The sequence below is a fragment of the Pseudomonas gregormendelii genome, assembly GCF_017114825.1.
Lineage (GTDB): Bacteria > Pseudomonadota > Gammaproteobacteria > Pseudomonadales > Pseudomonadaceae > Aquipseudomonas > Aquipseudomonas gregormendelii.
On the sequence record NZ_JADEVO010000004.1, the window covers coordinates 74,259 to 95,074 of the forward strand.

The 20,816-nt window shown below is 62.2% G+C and carries 22 protein-coding genes; 21 read left to right on the forward strand and 1 reads right to left on the reverse strand.

What is annotated here, in order from left to right:
• The first annotated feature begins 60 nt into the window (after window positions 1–60).
• The 21 genes from cbiE to IMW75_RS04570 all read left to right on the forward strand — a co-directional run bounded on the left by cbiE (window position 61) and on the right by IMW75_RS04570 (window position 20,434).
• Window positions 61–1,272 (forward strand): precorrin-6y C5,15-methyltransferase (decarboxylating) subunit CbiE, encoded by a 1,212-nt coding sequence (gene cbiE / locus IMW75_RS04475; protein WP_205891981.1) that lies wholly within the window; start codon window positions 61–63, stop codon window positions 1,270–1,272.
• On the forward strand, window positions 1,265–2,362 hold the full coding sequence (locus tag IMW75_RS04480) for a cobalt-precorrin-5B (C(1))-methyltransferase (protein WP_205891982.1): 1,098 nt from the start codon (window positions 1,265–1,267) through the stop codon (window positions 2,360–2,362). The genes cbiE and IMW75_RS04480 overlap by 8 nt, the downstream gene beginning before the upstream one ends.
• Window positions 2,359–3,075 carry a cobalt-precorrin-6A reductase gene (locus IMW75_RS04485; RefSeq protein WP_205891983.1) on the forward strand — a complete coding sequence of 239 codons (717 nt, stop codon included), beginning with the start codon at window positions 2,359–2,361 and terminating at the stop codon, window positions 3,073–3,075. The genes IMW75_RS04480 and IMW75_RS04485 overlap by 4 nt, the downstream gene beginning before the upstream one ends.
• A gap of 32 nt (window positions 3,076–3,107) precedes the next feature.
• Window positions 3,108–3,260, forward strand: coding sequence for a helix-turn-helix domain-containing protein (locus IMW75_RS26830; protein WP_414704638.1), 153 nt, complete (start codon window positions 3,108–3,110; stop codon window positions 3,258–3,260).
• Between the two features lie 94 nt (window positions 3,261–3,354).
• Entirely contained in the window at window positions 3,355–3,753 is a 399-nt protein-coding gene (locus IMW75_RS04490; RefSeq protein ID WP_045060347.1) for a DUF2946 domain-containing protein, read from the forward strand.
• Between the two features lie 48 nt (window positions 3,754–3,801).
• Window positions 3,802–4,281: a copper chaperone PCu(A)C gene (locus IMW75_RS04495; protein ID WP_205891984.1), complete on the forward strand. Its 480-nt coding sequence runs from the start codon at window positions 3,802–3,804 to the stop codon at window positions 4,279–4,281.
• Window positions 4,282–4,301: 20 nt separating this feature from the next.
• On the forward strand, window positions 4,302–4,748 hold the full coding sequence (locus tag IMW75_RS04500; RefSeq protein ID WP_205891985.1) for a DUF2946 domain-containing protein: 447 nt from the start codon (window positions 4,302–4,304) through the stop codon (window positions 4,746–4,748).
• Between the two features lie 190 nt (window positions 4,749–4,938).
• Window positions 4,939–7,056, forward strand: coding sequence for a TonB-dependent copper receptor (locus IMW75_RS04505; protein ID WP_205891986.1), 2,118 nt, complete (start codon window positions 4,939–4,941; stop codon window positions 7,054–7,056).
• 138 nt (window positions 7,057–7,194) lie between these two features.
• On the forward strand, window positions 7,195–8,571 hold the full coding sequence (locus IMW75_RS04510; RefSeq protein ID WP_205891987.1) for a PepSY-associated TM helix domain-containing protein: 1,377 nt from the start codon (window positions 7,195–7,197) through the stop codon (window positions 8,569–8,571).
• A 323-nt stretch (window positions 8,572–8,894) separates the two neighbouring features.
• Entirely contained in the window at window positions 8,895–10,160 is a 1,266-nt protein-coding gene (urtA, locus tag IMW75_RS04515; RefSeq protein ID WP_205891988.1) for an urea ABC transporter substrate-binding protein, read from the forward strand.
• Window positions 10,161–10,316: 156 nt separating this feature from the next.
• The gene (gene urtB / locus IMW75_RS04520; protein ID WP_205891989.1) at window positions 10,317–11,819 is read left to right on the forward strand and encodes an urea ABC transporter permease subunit UrtB; all 1,503 of its coding nucleotides are present in this window, start codon (window positions 10,317–10,319) and stop codon (window positions 11,817–11,819) included.
• On the forward strand, window positions 11,819–12,898 hold the full coding sequence (gene urtC / locus IMW75_RS04525; protein WP_045060354.1) for an urea ABC transporter permease subunit UrtC: 1,080 nt from the start codon (window positions 11,819–11,821) through the stop codon (window positions 12,896–12,898). The genes urtB and urtC overlap by 1 nt, the downstream gene beginning before the upstream one ends.
• Complete coding sequence (urtD, locus tag IMW75_RS04530; RefSeq protein ID WP_045060355.1) at window positions 12,895–13,764, forward strand: urea ABC transporter ATP-binding protein UrtD; 870 nt, start codon at window positions 12,895–12,897, stop codon at window positions 13,762–13,764. Before urtC ends, urtD begins: the two co-directional genes overlap by 4 nt.
• Before the next feature lie 129 nt (window positions 13,765–13,893).
• Window positions 13,894–14,592: an urea ABC transporter ATP-binding subunit UrtE gene (gene urtE / locus IMW75_RS04535; RefSeq protein WP_045060356.1), complete on the forward strand. Its 699-nt coding sequence runs from the start codon at window positions 13,894–13,896 to the stop codon at window positions 14,590–14,592.
• A gap of 30 nt (window positions 14,593–14,622) precedes the next feature.
• Entirely contained in the window at window positions 14,623–15,462 is an 840-nt protein-coding gene (locus IMW75_RS04540; RefSeq protein WP_045060357.1) for an urease accessory protein UreD, read from the forward strand.
• A gap of 153 nt (window positions 15,463–15,615) precedes the next feature.
• Window positions 15,616–15,918: an urease subunit gamma gene (locus IMW75_RS04545; protein ID WP_045060358.1), complete on the forward strand. Its 303-nt coding sequence runs from the start codon at window positions 15,616–15,618 to the stop codon at window positions 15,916–15,918.
• A gap of 9 nt (window positions 15,919–15,927) precedes the next feature.
• Entirely contained in the window at window positions 15,928–16,461 is a 534-nt protein-coding gene (locus tag IMW75_RS04550; RefSeq protein ID WP_045060359.1) for a GNAT family N-acetyltransferase, read from the forward strand.
• Window positions 16,462–16,468: 7 nt separating this feature from the next.
• On the forward strand, window positions 16,469–17,002 hold the full coding sequence (locus IMW75_RS04555) for a GNAT family N-acetyltransferase (protein ID WP_205891990.1): 534 nt from the start codon (window positions 16,469–16,471) through the stop codon (window positions 17,000–17,002).
• Complete coding sequence (locus tag IMW75_RS04560) at window positions 17,002–17,307, forward strand: urease subunit beta (protein ID WP_045060361.1); 306 nt, start codon at window positions 17,002–17,004, stop codon at window positions 17,305–17,307. The genes IMW75_RS04555 and IMW75_RS04560 overlap by 1 nt, the downstream gene beginning before the upstream one ends.
• Window positions 17,308–17,395: 88 nt before the next feature.
• On the forward strand, window positions 17,396–19,096 hold the full coding sequence (gene ureC / locus IMW75_RS04565; RefSeq protein WP_045060368.1) for an urease subunit alpha: 1,701 nt from the start codon (window positions 17,396–17,398) through the stop codon (window positions 19,094–19,096).
• A gap of 210 nt (window positions 19,097–19,306) precedes the next feature.
• Window positions 19,307–20,434: a sensor histidine kinase gene (locus IMW75_RS04570; RefSeq protein ID WP_205891991.1), complete on the forward strand. Its 1,128-nt coding sequence runs from the start codon at window positions 19,307–19,309 to the stop codon at window positions 20,432–20,434.
• A 63-nt stretch (window positions 20,435–20,497) separates the two neighbouring features.
• Here the strand turns inward: IMW75_RS04570 and IMW75_RS04575 are convergent, their stop codons facing one another.
• Window positions 20,498–20,803: a chaperone modulator CbpM gene (locus IMW75_RS04575; protein WP_205891992.1), complete on the reverse strand. Its 306-nt coding sequence runs from the start codon at window positions 20,801–20,803 to the stop codon at window positions 20,498–20,500.
• Between the last annotated feature and the right edge of the window lie 13 nt (window positions 20,804–20,816).

The following is a 20,816-nucleotide window of genomic DNA, read 5'->3' on the forward strand; positions in this document are numbered from 1 at the left end:
CGGGCAACTCAGGCCCGGGTTGCGGTGATGATGTGCTTGGCTTGATAAAAGAGGAACGGCATGACCCCTTGGCTGACGGTGGTAGGTATCGGTGAAGACGGCTTCAAGGGCCTTGGCAAGAATGCCCGACGCGCCCTGCTGTCTGCATCGCGGATCTTCGGCAGCCCGCGCCAGCTCGAACTGTTGCCCCTGTGTATCGTCGGCGAACGTCGTCAATGGCCGAGCCCGTTCTCGCTGGATTCACTGCTGGCCCTGCGCGGCGAACCGGTTTGCGTACTGGCCAGCGGCGACCCGATGTTCTTCGGCGTCGGGGCCAGCCTCACCCGGCAACTGTCCACTGACGAAATGCTGATCCTGCCGGCGCCGTCCTCTTGCTCCCTGGCCGCTGCGCGAATGGGCTGGGCGCTGCAGGACGTCGTCACCCTGTCCGTCGTCGCCCGGCCGGTCGCTGCGCTCAACGCACATCTGTTCAACGGCACGCGCCTGCTGGTACTCAGCAATGACGGCCAGAGCCCTGGTGCCATTGCCGCGTTGTTGCGCGAGCGCGGGTTCGGCCCGAGTCGCCTGAGCGTGCTTGAGCACCTGGGCGGTGACGCCGAACGCCGCATCAACGCAGTGGCCAATGACTGGAGCAATCCGGTCATCGCCGATCTCAACCTGGTTGCCATTGAATGCTTCGCAGAAGCCGACGCACCGCGCCTGTCGCGGTTGGCCGGTTTGCCGGACAGCGCCTTCAAGCATGATGGTCAGCTGACCAAGCGTGACGTGCGGGCGATCACCCTCGCTCGCCTGGCGCCGGTGCCGGGCGAACTGCTGTGGGACGTCGGCGCTGGCAGTGGTTCGATCGGGATCGAGTGGATGCGTGCGCACCCGAGTTGCCGCGCACTGGCGGTCGAGGCTGACGCAGGGCGCCAACTGTTGATTGAACATAATAGCGATGCCCTCGGCGTGCCCGGCTTGCAGCTGATTCGCGGCAGCGCGCCGCAGGCGCTGGATGGGCTTGAGCGCCCCGACGCCATTTTCATCGGCGGCGGCGTCACCCGCGAAGGCGTGCTGGACACCTGCTGGGCAGCGCTCAAGCCCGGCGGCCGCCTGGTGGCCAACGCAGTTACGCTGCAGAGCGAAACGACCTTGATGGCGTGGCGCGAGCAGCACGGCGGCGAGCTCACGCGAATTCACATCGCCCAGGCGCAACCCCTGGGTGACTTCGACACCTGGCGCCAGGCGCTGCCGATTACCCTGCTGGACGTGGTCAAGCCCTTCGATGCGTGATGAAACCGCGGAACAACCCGCCCCCCTGCGCAGCGGCCTGACCACCGGCAGCTGCGCCACCGCTACCAGCCTAGCGGCCGCCCGGTTGCTACTCGGCGGCCTGGGTGCGGACGCTGTGGATATTGTGCTGCCCAAGGGCAAGCAGGTGCAGATGCGCCTGGAGTTCTGCCGTTTGACCGAAGACGGCGCGGAGGCCGGCACTATCAAGGATGCCGGTGACGATCCGGACGTCACCCACGGCGCCCTGCTCTATTCACGGGTGCGCCTGGACGCCGACCCAGGCGTACGTTTCAGGGCTGGCCGTGGCGTTGGCACCGTCACACGCCCGGGGCTGGTCCTGGGTGTGGGCGAGCCGGCAATCAACCCGGTGCCGCGCAAGATGATCAGCGATCACCTGACCCAACTGGCCGCCGAATTGGGTTACGGCGGTGGGTTCGAGGTCACGGTCAATGTCGAGGGCGGCGAGGCGCTGGCATTAAAGACCATGAACCCGCGGCTGGGGATTCTCGGCGGGCTGTCGATTCTCGGCACCAGCGGTATCGTCCGGCCGTTCTCCTGCGCCGCGTACATTGCCTCTATTCATCAGGGCATCGACGTCGCCAGGACCAACGGCTACCTGCACATTGCCGCGTGCACCGGCAACGCCAGCGAAGACACCATGCGCCGGGTCTACGACTTGCCGGAAATCGCCCTGATCGAAATGGGCGACTTCGTCGGTGCTGTGCTCAAGCACCTGCGCCGGGTGCCTGTGGATAAACTGAGCCTGTGCGGTGGGTTTGGCAAAATCAGCAAGCTGGCCGCCGGGCACATGGACCTGCACAGCCGGCACTCAAGCATCGACCTGGCGCAATTGGCTGACTGGGCCGCCGCCATCGGCGCCGACGAGGCCTTGCAACAGGCGATCCGCGAGGCCAATACCAGCCAGCAAGCCCTGGCCATGGCCAGCGCAGCCGGGATCGCCCTCGGTGATCTTGTGTGCCAGCACGCACTGGATTTTGCCCGCAGCGTGGTGCCGGCCCAGGTGCAGGTCGAAGTGTTCGCCATCGACCGCCAGGGCGGCGTGGTCGGCCACGCGAGAGCCTTCCAATGAAACGCATCCTGTTGCTGGGCGGCGTCACTGAAGCATTGGCCATTGCTCGAACCCTGGCACCGCCACACATTTACAGCCTGGCCGGCGTAGGCCGCGTGCCCACGGATCTGTCATGCCAGGTGCGCGTCGGTGGCTATGGCGGTGCGGATGGCCTGGCGCAGTTCATCGGCGATCAAGGCATCGACCTGCTGCTGGACGCCACCCATCCCTACGCTGCCCAAATCAGCCAGAACGCCGCCACTGCTGCGCGCATCAGCGGCATACCCTGCTGGGCCCTCAGGCGCCCGGCATGGCAGGCCCAGGCCGGTGATGACTGGCGAGAAGTGAAGGACTGGGCAGATCTGATCAGCGCCCTGCAACCCTTCAGACGCCCACTGTTCACCCTCGGCCGCGAGCCTTTGCAACACCTGCACGAAATCCCGCCCGAACAGTTCTGGACGCTGCGTGCACTGGACGTCTACCCCGGCAACGAACGCTGCGAAGTGATCGGCGCCCGCGGGCCCTTCCTGATCGACGACGAACGCCACCTGTTCGAGCGCCGGCAGATCGACGTGCTGATCAGCAAGAACAGCGGCAGCACCGCCACCGAGCCGAAGCTGGAAGTGGCGCGGGAGCGTGGGGTGCCGGTGCTGGTGTTGAAAAGACCGGTGTTGCCGGTGGTGGACAGGGAATTTGAGTCGGTGATGCAGGTGTTGGCGGCCCTGTCGTCGTAGATGTCCCCGACATTCTTTCGAAACTCGAGGCTTTGTCGACCGGGTTTTTCGGAATAAGCCGTATATCCAGCCTATCGCGTCAATCTTATAGTTCGGCATTGAGCAGCGCTGGCAATCTGGAATTCGCGACTATCATGAAGGTTATGAAAGCCTTGGGCCTGCGCTTGCATGCCAATGCGCCCTGACTGCTGCGACACCACACCGCAGGCGGACTTTTTACTTATCGGCACTGATCAGGCTAAATAGCCGCGCCTGATCGCCCATCCACCGGATTTCCCCATGTCCCGACAACGGCTCGCAATTGCCTGGATCGCCTGCTTTGCAGTGCTGTTCAACATGCTCGCCATGCCGATGAGCGGGGCGCTGGCGCAGTCGGCTAAATCGCCGGCCGATCAGTTGTTGTGGGGCAGTTTCTGCTCTTCCAGCGGCACGAAGATGGTGGCGATTTCACTGGGTGACGTCGACCAGAAAGCCCCCTCAGGGGACGATCATTCCAACATGCAGCATTGCTGGTGCTGCTCCGGGTCTGCGCCCTTGGTGGCATTGCCCGGGCATGAGCCGCAGCTGTATTTCGCACAGTACCAGGCCAATCGCAGCCTGGCAGTCGGCATCCTGGATACACCCACACCTCGCCAGCAATGGCCTGCCTTGAACCCCCGCGCGTCCCCTCTGGTGTGATTACTTCTCGCAATTGACCTGCGTTTTGAATCGTTCTGGAGAACCGCCATGTTGAACAAACTCATCGTCCTGGCCGCCTTGGTGTTGCCTGCCTGCTTTGCCAATGCCCACGATTACAAGGCCGGGCAACTTGAAGTTGCCCACCCCTGGTCCATGGAGCTGCCACCCAATGCACCGACCGTGGCCGCGTATTTCGTGATCACCAACAAAGGCGACACCGCAGACAGGTTGGTCAGCGTCGACTCGCCGATCGCCGGCAGCGCCCAATTGCATGAACACGTGCAGCAAGGCGACCTGATGAAGATGCAGCAGGTACCCAGCGTGGCAATCCCGGCCGGTGGAGTCGTCACCTTCGCCCCCATGGCCTATCACGTCATGCTGCTGGACCTCAAAGACCGCGATCTGTTGAGAGACGGCCAGAAGTTCCCGCTGACGATGCACTTTGAAAAGTCCGGTGAAGTGACGGTCGACGTCACAGTGCAGAAGCAGGCGCCGGATGGCGCGCCAATGCACGCCCACGCCCAATAACCGACCGAGCCCGCACGCCCATGCGCCCGCTTAGCGCCAGGTTCCCAGCTACCCGCCGTCAGCCATTGCGCCTGACTCGCGGCAGCTGGGTCAGCCTGTTCGCCATGTTGATGATCTTTATCGGCCCGCTGATTTCCCAGTCGATGCCGATGGATCAGCGCGCGCCGATGCCCATGGACATGTCCACGAGCATGAGCATGGACATGTCGACGATGGAGCACGCCGAACATGGCGCGCAGGTCGACGATGAGCATTGCCCGCCGAAAACCGATCATCACGCGCTGTGGGAACGATGCGGCTACTGCAGCCTGTTGTTCAATTGCCCGGCACTGACGGGCGGCCACTCTTTCGCGGCCTTTGACACCCCCAAGACCAGCACTTTCACCACACCCGCCACACGCCTGGGCCATGCCCGGCCAACCTTCTTCCCCGGCGCCCGCACCCGCGCGCCCCCTTCCGCCGCGTAAACACCTGCCCAAACCCACACGGCTATAGGACAGCAAAGCTTCCTGTGGGAGCGGGCCTGCTCGCGAAAGCGTTGTGCCAGATGACATCCATGTGGCTGACATTCCTCTTCGCGAGCACGCCTGCTTCCACAGTTGATTCGATGCTTTGGCTGCCAGCCGTGACGTTTACGACTGTTCGACGGAAATTTTCATGTCCATGTTTTCTGCAGACACACGCCTGGGCGCCGCCCAGGTTTCTTTCGCCCTGAACCCGACCAGCGTCCGGGTCAGTCACGCCACCGCGATCCTTTGCGGCGCTTTGCTCATGCCCCTGGCGCAAGCCGATGAACACGCCGGGCACAATGAAGAATTGAGCCCCACGGTCATCACCGCCATTGCCCAGAGTTCACCGCTGACCATCGTCACCAACCCCAAGGACCCGCGCCAACCGGTGCCGGCCAGTGATGGCGGTGACTACCTCAAGACCATCCCCGGCTTCGCCCTGGTGCGCAATGGTGGCACCAACGGCGACCCGGTGCTGCGCGGCATGTTCGGTTCACGCCTGAATATCCTCACCAATGGCGGCATGATGCTCGGCGCCTGCCCCGGCCGAATGGACGCACCCACCTCCTACATTTCGCCGGAAACCTACGACAAGCTCACAGTCATCAAGGGCCCGCAAACCGTGCTCTGGGGCCCTGGCGCATCAGCCGGGACCGTCCTCTTTGACCGAGAACCGGAAAACTTCGGCGAGCTTGGTACGCGGGTAAATGCCAGCCTGCTGGCCGGTTCCAACGGTCGTTTCGACAAAGTGGTGGACGCTGCTGCCGGAGGACCGTTGGGCTATATGCGAGTGATCGGCAACACGGCCCACTCCGACGACTACCGTGACGGCAACAATGACACCGTGCCCTCGCGCTACGACAAGTGGAACGGCGACGTCGCCGTGGGCTGGACGCCAGATGCCGACACCTTGCTGGAGCTGACCGCTGGCAAGGGTGACGGTGAAGCGCGGTACGCCGGACGCGGCATGGACGGTTCCCAGTTCAAGCGCGAGAGCCTGGGCCTGCGCTTCGAAAAATCGAACATCGGCGAGGTGCTGGACAAGGTCGAGGCACAGATCTACTACAACTACGCCAACCATGTGATGGACAACTACACGCTGCGCACGCCTTCCGGCACCGGGATGATGGCCGGTCCCATGGCCTCGAACGTCGACCGCCGCACCCTCGGTGCGCGCATCAAAGGCACCTGGCGCTGGGCCGACGTGCAATTGATCAGCGGCCTCGATGCGCAGACCAATGAACACCGCCAGCGCAGCGGCATGGGCATCGATACCTACAAGGACGTGCCGTTCACCAAGGACGCCGATTTCCATAACTATGGCGTCTTCAGCGAGCTGACCTGGTTCGCCACGGACAGTGACCGGCTCATCAGCGGCGCCCGCCTGGATCGCGCCTCGGCCAGGGATTTTCGCCAGACTACCGGCTCGGGGATGATGATCCGGCCCAACCCGACCGCCAACGACACCCGCGCCGACACCCTGCCCAGCGGCTTCATCCGCTACGAGCATGACTTGGCCGACAGCCCGACCACTCTCTATGCAGGCCTGGGTCACACCCAGCGCTTCCCGGATTACTGGGAGCTGTTTTCGCCCAACTCAGGCCCGAGCGGGTCGCTCAACGCCTTTGATTCGATCAAGCCGGAAAAAACCACCCAGCTCGATTTCGGCCTGCAGTACAAGAGCGCTGAACTCGAAGCCTGGGCCTCGGGTTACGTCGGCCAGGTGCGCGACTACATCCTGTTCGATTACACCCCGGGGATGATGGGAATGACCTCGCAGGCGCAGAACATCGACGCGCGAATCATGGGCGGCGAACTCGGTGCCGCCTACAAGCTGACCGACAACTGGAAGGCTGACGCGACCCTGGCTTATGCCTGGGGCAAGAACAGCAGCGACGGCAACGCACTGCCGCAAATGCCGCCGCTCGATGCCCGTTTCGGCCTGACTTATAGCGAAGACAACTGGAGCGCCGGGGCGCTGTGGAGAGTGGTCGCCGCGCAAGACCGGATCGACCGCAACAAGGGCAACGTGGTGGGCAAGGACTTCGACAAGACCGCAGGTTTCGGGGTGTTCTCGCTCAATGGCGCCTACCGGATCAATCAGCACTGGAAGGTCAGCACCGGCGTGGACAACCTGTTCGGCAAGGCTTACGCCGAGCACCTGAACCTGGCCGGCAACGCAGGCTTTGGCTACCCGGCCAACGACCCGCAAGCCATCAAGGAACCGGGGCGAACGCTCTGGACCAAGATTGATATGAGTTTCTAACAAGAAAAGTCAAAAGATCGCAGGCTACGCCAGCGCCTACATCGCATGCACCCTGTAGGAGCGCTGTAGGAGCTGTCGAGTGAAACGAGGCTGCGATCTTTTTACGGGACAATCGATTCGCCAAGCGGAGCACCCACCATGCAACAGCCCAAAGTGAATTTCTACAACCTGGCCTGGCGCTGGCATTTCTACGCCGGTCTGTTCGTCGCGCCATTCATGGTCATGCTGGCCCTGACCGGGGTCATCTACCTGTTCAAGCCACAGCTTGACCCGTTGATGTACGGCAGCCTGCTGAATGTCCCGGCCGGCCATCACAGCCTGCCGGCCGACGAGCTGCTCAAACGGGTGAAAATTGCCTATCCACAAGGTCAGGTCACGCAGTACCTGCCACCGGTCAATGCCGAACGCAGTGCCCAGTTTGTGGTGACCCAGGCCGACCAGGAACTGAACGTCTTTATCGATCCTTATCACGGCGACATCCTCGGCGAGCAAGACGCCAAGATGAACCTGCAAGCCGTGGCCCGGGCGATTCACGGCGAGCTGATGATCGGCACGGTGGGTGATCGCCTGGTCGAACTGGCCGCCGGTTGGGGCATTGTGCTGGTGGTGTCCGGCGTCTTCCTCTGGTGGCCACGGGGCCAGGCAGCCGGCATCCTCTGGCCGCGCCTGAGCAGCCGCGGCCGAGTGCTGTGGCGCGACCTGCACGCGGTCACCGGTTTCTGGGGCGCGACCTTTCTGCTGGTGATGTTGCTCAGCGGCATGACCTGGACCGGGTTCTGGGGCAAGCAATATGCGGGGGTCTGGAACGTCTTTCCGGACGCGATGTGGAATGCCATGCCCAAGTCCGACGTCGAGGCGCGCAGTCTCAATACCGCCACTCGCCAGACTGTCCCATGGGCCATGGAAAACACGCCGATGCCGATGTCCGGCGATCATGCCGAACACATGAACCACGGCGATAAATCTGCCGGCCCGGCCGCACCGATCATCAGCCTGCAAGACGTGCAAAACGTCGCCGAACAACGCAAGGTCGAGCCCGGCTACAGCATCACCCTGCCCACCACCGACACCGGTGTGTTCACGATCGCCGTGTTCGCCGACGACCCGCGCAACGATGCCACCCTGCATGTCGATCAATACACCGGCAAGGTGCTCGCCGATGTGCGCTGGGAAGACTACGGCAATGTCGCCCGCGCCACGGAAGTCGGCGTGATGTTGCATGAAGGCAAGATGTTCGGGGTCATCAATCAGATTATCGTGCTGCTGATCTGCCTGATGATTCTGCTGAGCGCGGTCAGTGGCGTGGTGATTTGGTGGAAACGTCGCCCGCAAGGCAAGCTCGGCGTGCCACCGCTGCGCCACGACCTGCCGAAATGGAAAACCGCGATGGTCATCATGCTCGCACTGGCGGTGGCATTTCCGTTGGTGGGGGCCTCGTTGGTCGTTGTCTGGGTTTTGGACCGTGTGCTGTTTTCGCGATTCAACCGGCAGCCTGAATCGGCTTCTACTTCCTGAATCCGGCTTCCTCTGCAGGAGCGGGCTCGCTTGCGATCAACGTCGTGACGCTGCGGTCAGACAGAAACCAGCGTTATCGTTGACGTCCATCGCGAGCGAGCTTGCTCCGACAGGTAGGGGCGGCGCTCCTGCCCTGTTGTGGCGCACCCCGGCGCACCAACGCCCCGACCTCGACCCTTCCTGGTGCGCCGCCCAGCCGCGCACCCTGTCTAAACCGACACTTTCCTGCCTTATGCCGACCAGGCACAGCCCTTGCTAAAGACTCTTCAGTAGCCCGCATCTGCCAACCAAGAAAAATATCTAATGTTCATGGAGATTGCACAATGAAGCGTCGTAGCTTGATCAAGGCTTTCACACTCACGGCAAGCATCGCCGCAATGGGCATGACCTGGACTATCCAGGCCGCCGAGACCATCAAGATCGGGATTCTGCACTCGCTGTCCGGCACCATGGCAATCTCCGAAACTTCGCTCAAAGACATGGCGTTGATGACCATCGACGAGATCAACGCCAAGGGCGGCGTGAACGGCAAGATGCTCGAACCGGTAGTGGTCGACCCTGCGTCGAACTGGCCGCTGTTCGCCGAGAAGGGCCGCCAGTTGCTGACACAGGACAAGGTCGCCGTGGTCTTCGGTTGCTGGACTTCGGTGTCGCGCAAATCAGTGTTGCCGGTATTCGAGGAGCTCAATGGCCTGCTGTTCTACCCGGTGCAATACGAAGGCGAAGAAATGTCGCCGAACGTGTTCTACACCGGCGCAGCGCCGAACCAGCAGGCGATCCCTGCGGTGGAATACCTGATGAGCGAGGAAGGCGGCAGTGCCAAGCGCTACTTCCTGCTGGGCACCGACTACGTCTACCCGCGCACCACCAACAAGATCCTGCGTTCTTTCCTGCACTCCAAAGGCGTGGCGGACAAGGATATCGAAGAGGTCTACACCCCGTTCGGCCACAGCGACTACCAAACCATCGTTGCCAACATCAAGAAATTCTCGGCAGGCGGCAAGACGGCGGTGATCTCTACCGTCAACGGCGACTCCAACGTGCCGTTCTACAAAGAGCTGGCCAACCAGGGCCTGAAGGCTACCGACGTTCCGGTCGTAGCGTTCTCGGTCGGTGAAGAGGAACTGCGCGGCATCGACACCAAACCGCTGGTGGGTAACCTCGCAGCCTGGAACTACTTCGAGTCGGTGGAAAACCCGGCGAACAAGAAATTCGTTGCCGACTGGAAAGCCTACGCGAAGAAACACAACCTGCCGGGCGCCGACAAAGCGGTCACCAACGACCCTATGGAAGCCACCTACGTGGGCATTCACATGTGGGCCCAGGCAGCTGAAAAAGCCAAGTCCACCGACGTCGACAAAGTCCGCGAAGCCCTGGCCGGCCAGACCTTTGCCGCGCCGTCCGGCTACACGCTGACCATGGACAAGACCAACCACCACCTGCACAAGCCGGTGATGATCGGCGAGATTCAGGCGGACGGTCAGTTCAACGTGGTCTGGCAGACCGAAGGCCCGATCCGTGCCCAGCCTTGGAGCCCGTTCATTTCGGGTAACGACAAGAAGCCGGATTATGCGGTGAAGAGCAACTAAGCCATTGGACGTCGGGGCCCGCACTCGGGCCCGACACAAATCCCTGTGGGAGCGAGCCTGCTCGCGAAGGCGGCGGCACATTCGACATCTATGTGGCTGACACACCGCATTTGCGAGCAGGCTCGCTCCCACAATGTCCGCGCAAGGCGACTCTCTATGCCCACCGCCCTTTATCGCTTGATCCTGGCCATCGCGCTGTTGCTGCCGATGGCCACTTTTGCCGGCGACGCCGAAGACTTCGTCGCCGCCAATCCGGTTCAACAAGCCAAGCTTCTGGAAGCCTGGGCCGCGCAGCCCGACCCGGCGCGTGTCGAGCTGATCAACGCCTTGCAACAAGGGCAGTTGACCGTCGACGGCCAGCCGAAAACCCTGCGTCTGAACAACCGCCTGCGGGGTCTGATCGACACCGCACTGGCCAGCCACCAACTGCTCGCCGCCGATGCCAAACTGCGTCTGGCCGCCGCACAACAATTGCAGAAAAGCGCCAAACCGGCGCAACTGAAATTCCTCGACCAGCAACTCGCCGCAGAACCGGACGAAAACGTCCACGCGGCCCTGAGCCTGGCCCTGGCCAATCTGCAGCTGGTCGACACCGACCCAGCCGTGCGCCTGGCGGCCGTGCGCCTGCTTGGGGAAACCGGCGACCCGCTGGCCCGCACCCGCCTTGAAAGCCTGCTGGAACCGGGCGTCGAGGCCGACGCCGGGGTGCGTACCGCCGCCGAAACCAGCCTGGCCCAAGTGAAACGCAAACTGCTGATCGGCGAGGTCCTCGGCCAGGCGTTCAGCGGCATGTCCCTGGGCTCGATTCTGCTGCTTGCCGCCCTCGGCCTGGCGATTACCTTCGGCTTGCTCGGGGTGATCAACATGGCCCATGGCGAGATGCTGATGCTCGGCGCGTACTCCACCTATGTGGTGCAGCTGATGTTCCAGCGCTACGCCCCGCAAGCCATCGAGTTCTACCCGCTGATTGCCCTGCCGGTGGCGTTTTTTGTCACCGCAGCAATTGGCATGGCACTGGAGCGAACAGTGATCCGCCACCTCTATGGGCGCCCACTGGAAACCCTGCTCGCCACCTGGGGCATCAGCCTGATGCTGATCCAGTTGGTGCGGCTGGTGTTTGGCGCACAGAACGTCGAGGTGGCCAACCCGGCCTGGTTGTCCGGCGGCATTCAGGTGCTGCCAAACCTGGTGCTGCCCTACAACCGCATCGTCATCATCGCGTTTGCGCTGTTCGTGGTCGTGCTGACCTGGCTGCTGCTGAACAAGACGCGCCTGGGGTTGAACGTGCGCGCCGTCACGCAAAATCGCAACATGGCCGCCTGCTGCGGAGTGCCGACCGGTCGCGTCGACATGCTCGCGTTCGGGCTCGGCTCCGGTATCGCCGGGCTCGGCGGCGTGGCCCTGAGCCAGATCGGCAACGTCGGCCCTGACCTTGGCCAGAGCTACATCATCGACTCGTTCCTGGTGGTGGTGCTCGGCGGCGTAGGTCAACTGGCCGGGAGCGTCTTTGCCGCATTCGGCCTGGGCATTGCCAACAAGATTCTCGAACCACAAATCGGAGCCGTACTCGGCAAGATCCTGATCCTCGCGCTGATCATTCTGTTTATCCAGAAACGTCCGCAAGGCCTCTTTGCACTGAAAGGACGGGTGATCGACTGATGAACCAGCCCCTGATGCTCACGGCTACACAAAAGGCCGGCCCCAAGGTCACGATCGCCGTCGGTGCGGTGATTCTCGTGCTGCTGCTGGCACTGCCGTTGCTTTCGCTGTTGCCACCGGACAGTACGTTCCACGTCTCCGCCTACACCCTGACCCTGGTGGGCAAGATCCTGTGCTACGCCATCGTTGCCCTGGCCCTGGATCTGGTCTGGGGTTACGCCGGCCTGTTGTCCCTGGGCCACGGCCTGTTCTTCGCCCTCGGCGGTTATGCGATGGGCATGTACCTGATGCGCCAGGCCTCGGGCGATGGCTTGCCGGCCTTCATGACGTTCCTGTCGTGGACCGAATTGCCATGGTACTGGGCCGGCACCAGCAGTTTTCTCTGGGCCATGTGCCTGGTGGTGCTGGCGCCGGGACTGCTCGCGCTGGTGTTCGGCTTCTTCGCCTTCCGCTCGCGCATCAAGGGCGTGTATTTCTCGATCATGACCCAAGCGCTGACGTTCGCCGGGATGCTGCTGTTCTTCCGCAATGAAACCGGGTTCGGTGGCAACAACGGCTTCACCAACTTCCGCACCATTCTCGGCTTTGGCATCACCGAACCCGGTACCCGCGCAGTGCTGTTTATTGCCACGGTGCTGTTACTGGTGGCCAGCCTGTACATCGGCTGGCGCCTGGCGCAAAGCAAATTTGGCCGGGTGCTGACCGCGCTGCGCGACGCAGAAAACCGCCTGATGTTCTGCGGCTACGACCCACGCGGCTTCAAGCTGTTTGTGTGGGTGTTGAGTGCAGTGTTGTGCGGCCTGGCCGGTGCGCTGTATGTACCGCAAGTCGGCATCATCAACCCGAGTGAAATGTCGCCGACCAACTCCATCGAAGCCGCTGTCTGGGTAGCGCTGGGTGGGCGCGGCACGCTGATCGGGCCGCTGCTGGGCGCCGGCGTGGTGAATGGCATGAAGAGCTGGTTCACCGTGGCCTTCCCCGAGTACTGGCTGTTTTTCCTCGGCGCACTGTTCATTGTCGTGACGCTGTACCTGCCCAAGGGTGTGATCGGCTTGCTGAAGAAAAGGGGCGAACAATGAGAATCACACCGACGGCGCAATTCATGCTCGAACCCGCCTTCTTCCCACCGGAACCGAACAAGGATGCCGGCAGCAGCCGGGACGCCATCGGCCTCGGCCAGCGCGTGACACCCGGCCTGAACACCCGTCACGGCACCATCCTGACCCTGGAAGACATCAGCGTCAGCTTCGATGGCTTCCGGGCGCTGAACAACCTGAACCTGTACATCGGCGTCGGCGAGTTGCGCTGCATCATCGGACCCAACGGTGCGGGCAAGACCACCTTGATGGACGTGATCACCGGCAAGACACGCCCCAGCCATGGCAAGGCGTGGTTCGGTGAAACCCTTGACCTGACGCAGATGAGCGAAGTGCAGATCGCCCAGGCGGGCATCGGTCGCAAGTTTCAGAAACCGACAGTGTTCGAGGCGTTGAGCGTCTTTGAAAACCTTGAACTGGCGCAGAAAACCGACAAGTCGGTGTGGGCCAGCCTGCGGGCTCGCCTGAGCGGTGAACAGAAGGATCGCATCAGCGAGGTGCTGGACACCATTCGCCTGACCAGTTCGGTCAATCGTCCGGCGGGCCTGCTGTCCCATGGTCAGAAGCAGTTCCTGGAAATCGGCATGTTGCTGATGCAGGACCCGCAGCTGCTGCTGCTCGACGAACCGGTGGCGGGCATGACCGATGCCGAGACCGAATTCACCGCTGAGCTGTTCAAGCGTCTGGCCGGAAAGCATTCGCTGATGGTGGTTGAGCACGACATGGGTTTTGTCGGCTCGATTGCCGACCACGTGACGGTGCTGCACCAGGGTAGCGTGCTGGCCGAAGGGTCGCTTGCGCAGGTGCAGGAAAATGAGCGGGTGATCGAGGTTTATCTCGGACGCTGATGCACTTCGTAGGAGCGAGCTTGCTCGCGATGGAGATCAACGATTACGCGGGCTGCCTGAATGAACGCTTCGATCTCGGGATCATCGCGAGCAAGCTCGCTCCTACAAGGGTTTTGAGGAGAATTTGGAATGCTGCAAGTCGACAAGCTGCACCAGTACTACGGTGGTAGCCACATCCTGCGCGGCCTGACGTTTGACGTGAAAATCGGCGAAGTCACCTGCCTGCTCGGGCGCAACGGCGTGGGCAAGACCACCTTGCTCAAATGCCTGATGGGCCTGCTGCCGGCCAAGGACGGCGCGGTCAACTGGGAAGGTAAACCGATCACCACGTTCAAACCCCACCAGCGGGTACACGCCGGAATCGCCTACGTTCCCCAGGGTCGGGAAATTTTCGGCCGACTGACCGTCGAAGAAAACCTGCTGATGGGTCTGTCACGCTTTCCCGGCAGCGAAGCGAAGGAAGTCCCGGCGTTCATTTACGAGCTGTTCCCGGTGTTGCTGCAAATGAAGCAGCGGCGCGGTGGCGATTTGTCCGGCGGCCAGCAGCAACAGCTGGCCATCGGTCGCGCATTGGCCAGTCGCCCACGCTTGCTGATCCTCGATGAGCCCACCGAAGGTATCCAGCCTTCGGTGATCAAGGAAATCGGCGCGGTCATCAAGAAGCTTGCCGCCCGCGGGGACATGGCGATTTTGCTGGTCGAGCAGTTCTACGATTTTGCTGCCGAACTCGCCGATCAGTACCTGGTGATGTCCCGCGGCGAGATCGTGCAGCAGGGGCGCGGCGAAAACATGGAAGCCGAAGGTGTGCGCGGCCTGGTAACCATCTAATCTGCAGCGTCCAGACGATCATTGGTACTTATGAACTTACCTGTTTCCCCTGCCCTGTTTACCCCGAGCTGGCACGCCGAGCTGGAACTGGGCTATGCCAGATTTGGCGACAGCACGCGCCCGGTACAGCGCCGCCACATGGGCCCGTTGCGGGTGCAAAAACACCTGTATGCCGAAGGCCCCGAAGTGTGCCAGCACATCATCGTGCACCCGCCAGGAGGTATTGCCGGCGGGGATAGACTGGACATCAGCGCCAGCGTGGGTCGCGATGCCTGGGCGCAAATCACCAGCCCCGGCGCGGCCAAATGGTATCGCGCCGCAGGGCCCGCCTATCAGCAACTCGACTTGAAAGTCAGCGCAGGCGCGACACTGGAGTGGTTGCCCCAGGAGACCATCATTTTCAGCGCCGCGCAGGCAGAGCTCAGCACGTCCATCGACCTGGAAGGCGATGCGCGCCTGTTCTACTGGGACGTCGTGGCATTGGGACGGCCGGCCAGTGGCGAGCGCTTTGACCTGGGGCATTTCCAGGCGCAACTCGACATCCGTCGCGACGGCCAGTTGCTCTGGCACGAACGCCAGCGCATTGTCGGGGATGACGGCTTGCTTGACTCGCCTATCGGGCTGGACGGGCGACCGGTGTTTGCGACGCTGCTGGTAACGGGTGAGATCGACAATGACTTGCTAGAAAAATGCCGCTCTCTACCCAACGACGTCCGCGGGGATTTAACCCAGTTACCGGGACTTCTGGTCGCCCGATGCCTGGCCAGCGAAGCCCTGTTGGCCCGCAGCTGGATGATTGATTTATGGCGATTGCTCAGGCCGGCGTTGTTAGGCCGCGAAGCGCTGCCACCGAGAATATGGAGCACCTGAACACGTCATTTGCAGGAGCCGGCTTGCCGGCGATGGCGGCCGGTCAGGCGCCTGATGGGGTGAATGTGCCGACGCCATCGCTGGCAAGCCAGCTCCCACAAGATTACGTGTGAACAGATCCGAATTTTTTACTGCCCAAGATGGATTCCAACAATGGACCTGACCCCACGCGAAAAAGACAAGCTGCTGATCTTCACCGCCGGCCTGGTGGCCGAGCGACGTTTGGCACGCGGCGTGAAACTCAATTACCCGGAAGCCATGGCCTACATCTCCGCCGCGCTGCTCGAAGGCGCGCGCGACGGTCAGACCGTGGCGCAGCTCATGCATTTCGGCACAACACTGCTCAGTCGCGAACAAGTGATGGAAGGCATCCCGGAAATGATCCCGGAAATCCAGGTGGAGGCAACGTTTCCCGACGGCACCAAACTGGTGACCGTTCACCAACCCATCGCCTGAGGACGCGTCATGAACTTCCACATCCGCGATGCCGTCCACGCCGACCTGCCCGCGATCCGCGATATCTACAACGATGCCGTACTGAACACCACGGCCATCTGGAACGAGCAGGCGGTCGACCTGGGAAACCGCCAGGCCTGGTTCAGCGCCCGGCAGTCACAGGGTTATCCGATTCTGGTCATCGTCGACGGCGACAACACTGTACTGGGCTACGCTTCATTCGGTGACTGGCGGCCGTTCGACGGTTTCCGCCACACGGTGGAACACTCGGTGTATGTGCGCAGCGACCAGCGTGGCAACGGCCTAGGCCCGCAACTGATGGCCGTGCTGATCGAGCGCGCCAAAGGCTGTGACAAGCACATCATGGTGGCCGCCATCGAAAGCGGTAACGCCGCTTCCATTCGTCTGCATGAGCGCGCCGGTTTTATCACCACCGGCCAGATGCCCCAGGTCGGCACCAAGTTCGGCCGCTGGCTGGACCTGACCTTCATGCAACTGACGCTCAATCCTGGCGCGCAACCGCCGATCGCCAGCAAGGAGTAACGCCCCGATGAACGCCGCTCAACTGCGCCGCGTCAATGTTGAAAGCTTCGCGCACTATCGCCAGGGACTGATCGATCTGCTGCTCGATGCAGTGGGTTATGGCGCCAGTGTCGGATTCATGGCGAACCTGGACGCGGTGCAGGCCCGCGCCTATTTCGACGAAGTCCAGGACGACCTGAACAAGGGCAATGTACTGCTCTGGGTAGTGGTCAAGGACGAACAGGTGCAAGCCAGCGTACAGCTGACCCTGTGCCAGAAAGCCAATGGCCTGAACCGTGCCGAAGTGCAAAAACTGCTGGTGCGCGAGCACGCGCGACGTCGTGGCCTGGGGCAACAGTTGATGACCGCCCTGGAGACCGCCGCACTGCAGCACAAGCGCGGCATGCTGTACCTCGATACCGAGGCCGGCTCACCGGCCGAAGACTTCTACAAGGCGCTGGGCTACACCCGTGCCGGCCAGATCCCCGACTACGCCTGCGACCCGAGCGGCCAGTACAAGCCGACCGCCCTCTACTACAAGATTCTGCAAGGAGCCCATTGATGATTCCCGGTGAATACCAGATCCAGCCCGGCGACATCGAACTCAACACAGGCCGCCGCACGATCAGCCTGAAAGTGGCCAATAGCGGCGACCGGCCAATTCAGGTTGGCTCGCATTACCATTTTTTTGAAACCAACGACGCGCTCACCTTCGACCGTGCGGCCAGTCGCGGCATGCGCCTGAACATCCCTGCCGGCACTGCCGTGCGTTTCGAACCGGGGCAGAGTCGGGAGGTCGAGCTGGTCGACCTGGCGGGAAATCGCCGGGTGTTCGGGTTTGCCGGGCGGATCATGGGTGACCTTTGAGCAATGCGGTGCTTGCAATGGCCCCATCGCGGGCAAGCCTTGCTCCCACAGGTGAGCCTAAAACACAATTGAACCCCAAGGCATGCGCATGAAAATTTCCAAACAAGCCTACGCCGACATGTTCGGCCCCACCGTTGGTGACAAGGTCCGCCTGGCGGACACCGAACTGTGGATTGAAGTGGAAAAAGACTTCACCACCTACGGCGAAGAAGTAAAGTTCGGCGGCGGCAAAGTCATCCGCGACGGGCAGGGCCAGAGCCAGCTCTTGGCCGCTGAGGTCGCCGACACTGTGATTACCAATGCACTGATCATCGACCATTGGGGCATCGTCAAAGCCGATGTCGGCCTCAAGGATGGACGCATCGCCGGCATCGGCAAAGCGGGCAACCCGGACGTGCAACCCGACGTGACCATTGCCATCGGCGCCAGCACCGAAATCATCGCCGGCGAAGGCATGATCCTCACCGCTGGCGGCATCGACACCCACATCCACTTCATCTGCCCGCAGCAGATCGAAGAGGCGTTGATGAGTGGTGTTACCACCATGATCGGCGGTGGCACTGGCCCGGCCACCGGCACCAACGCCACCACCTGCACCTCCGGGCCGTGGCACCTGGCACGGATGCTTCAGGCAGCGGACGCGTTCCCGATGAACATCGGCCTCACCGGCAAGGGCAACGCCAGCCTGCCGGAGCCGCTGATCGAACAGGTCAAGGCCGGCGCCATCGGCCTCAAGCTGCATGAAGACTGGGGCACCACGCCGGCGAGCATCGACAACTGCCTCAACGTCGCCGACCAGTACGACGTGCAGGTGGCGATCCATACCGACACGCTCAACGAGTCGGGCTTCGTCGAAACCACACTTGCCGCGTTCAAGGGGCGCACTATCCACACCTACCACACCGAAGGCGCGGGTGGCGGTCACGCACCAGACATCATCAAGGCCTGCGGCTTTGCCAACGTGTTGCCTAGCTCGACCAACCCGACCCGGCCGTTCACCCGCAACACCATCGACGAACACCTGGACATGCTGATGGTCTGCCACCACCTGGACCCCGGCATCGCCGAAGACGTGGCCTTCGCCGAAAGCCGCATCCGCCGCGAAACCATTGCCGCCGAAGACATCCTCCACGACCTCGGAGCGTTCTCGATGATCAGCTCCGACAGCCAGGCCATGGGGCGAGTCGGTGAAGTGATCACCCGAACCTGGCAGACCGCCGACAAGATGAAAAAGCAACGCGGCGCGCTGCCCGGGGATGGTCCCGGCAACGATAACTTCCGCGCCAAGCGCTACATCGCCAAGTACACCATCAACCCGGCGATCACTCACGGCGTCAGCCATGAAGTGGGCTCGATCGAAGTGGGTAAATGGGCCGACCTGGTGCTCTGGCGGCCAGCTTTTTTCGGGGTCAAGCCGACGCTGATCCTCAAAGGCGGTGCGATCGCGGCCAGCCTGATGGGCGACGCCAATGCGTCGATACCCACACCGCAACCGGTGCACTACCGCCCGATGTTCGCCAGCTATGGCGGCTCGCTGCACGCCACCAGCCTGACTTTTATCAGCCAGGCAGCGCACGACGCCGGCCTACCCGAGGCGCTTGGCTTGAAGAAGAAAATCGCCGTGGTCAAAGGCTGCCGTGAGGTGCAGAAAACCGACCTGATCCACAATGATTATCTGCCGACCATCGACGTCGATCCGCAGACCTATCAAGTCAAGGCCGACGGTGTGTTGCTGTGGTGTGAACCAGCGGATGTGCTGCCGATGGCGCAGCGCTATTTCCTGTTCTGACCCCACGTTGAGCAGGCAGGAATCCGGCATGCCAGGTTCCTGCCTGCAGCAACGGCCGATCAGGTGGCCGTTTTAAAGGTGAAAAGGATCTCCAACCGCTGCAGTGACCGCAGAACATTTCCTGATCGAGGCTCTCGCCGCGTAATGGTAGTTTTTAGTGCCCGCCAAAGGGGCTAAGATGCGCCAGACTTCTCCCTCAGGAATCTGGCCATGCGCCTACCCGAATTCATCAGGCAACACGTAGACCGTATCGTCGATGAATGGGAGCAGTTCGCCAGCACCATCACCCCCGCTGCCGAGCACATGGACAGCGTCGCTTTGCGCGACCATGCCCGGGTCATCCTGCTGGCCGCAGCGCGGGATATGACCACCGCACAAAGTGCCAGCGAGCAAATGGCCAAGGCCAAAGGCGAGGGACCCGAGAAAACCCCAAGCCTGGATGAGGCCGGAGCCAGCCACGGTGAGCTGCGGCACACGGTGGGTTTTGACCTGGTGCAGATGACCAGCGAATTCCGTCACCTGCGCGCCTGCGTGATCCGGCTGTGGGTCGGGAGCCTGGACTCACCGGACCTCGCCTACTTCCAGGACATGATCCGTTTCAACGAAGCCATTGACGAAGCCCTGGCGGAGTCCACGGCCGCCTATGCCGAACAGGTCGACCGCTCCAGGGACATCTTCCTGGCGATACTTGGCCATGACCTGCGCGCACCCTTGCAGGCGGTGAGCATGTCCACGGAATTGTTACTGCGCAAGGTCAAGCTTGAGGGCGATGCCCTGGCCTGCGCCCACAACATCAAGCGTGGCGCCCGGCACATGGCCGTGATGGTCAGCGATCTGCTCGAACTGGTACGCAGCCGCCTGGGCAAGAGCCTGCCGATCGAACCTGCGCCGATGGACCTGGCCGATGCCGCCCACGCGGCCATTGGCGAGGCGTGCGCCGGCAACCCGGAGTGCGACCCGAAACTGGTCATCTCGGGCAACACCCAGGGCAACTGGGATCGCGGACGGCTTGATCAACTGTTGCAGAACCTGATCGGCAACGCCCTGCAACACGGCCTGAACAAACGGGATGTCACCATCACCCTGGCCGGCGAACCCGAGGCGGTGTGCCTGACGGTGCATAACTTCGGCAAACCGATTTCTGAAGAGGCCATCGGCACCATCTTCGACCCACTGGTACGCAGCGCCGACGAAGAACTGGGCCAGCCGTCCACCAGCCTTGGTTTGGGGCTTTTTATCGTCAATGAAGTGGTGCAAGCCCATTCCGGTACGATCGAGGTGAGTTCCAACGAAACTGACGGCACGCTGTTCACGGTAGTGTTGCCCCGCAACATTTGAGGGCTTGCCAGCGTTACGCCAGAACGGGATGCCCTCAAGCGTCCCTGTGCCCAAGCCGGCTACCTACTCAACCACCAACCGCCCCAACCGCTGCTTCAACATCCGGTTTTCCGCCCGAAGCTGCTGCACCTGCTCCAGCAACTCCAGCGCCAGGGCAACCCCTTCCCATCCCAGCTCCAGATCGCGCCGCAGCTTGGCGGCGCGTTTGGCCAGGGCCAGTTCGTAGTCGTTGAATCGCCAATCCTTGGGCACCGAGCCCTGAGGTTCGAGGATGCCGTGCTCGACGATTTCGATCACGTAGAAGTCCGATAAGTCGGTCGCTTCGCAGAATTCGGCCAGGTCCAGATGAACGATCAGGGGGTTGCTCATGATGGGCTACTCC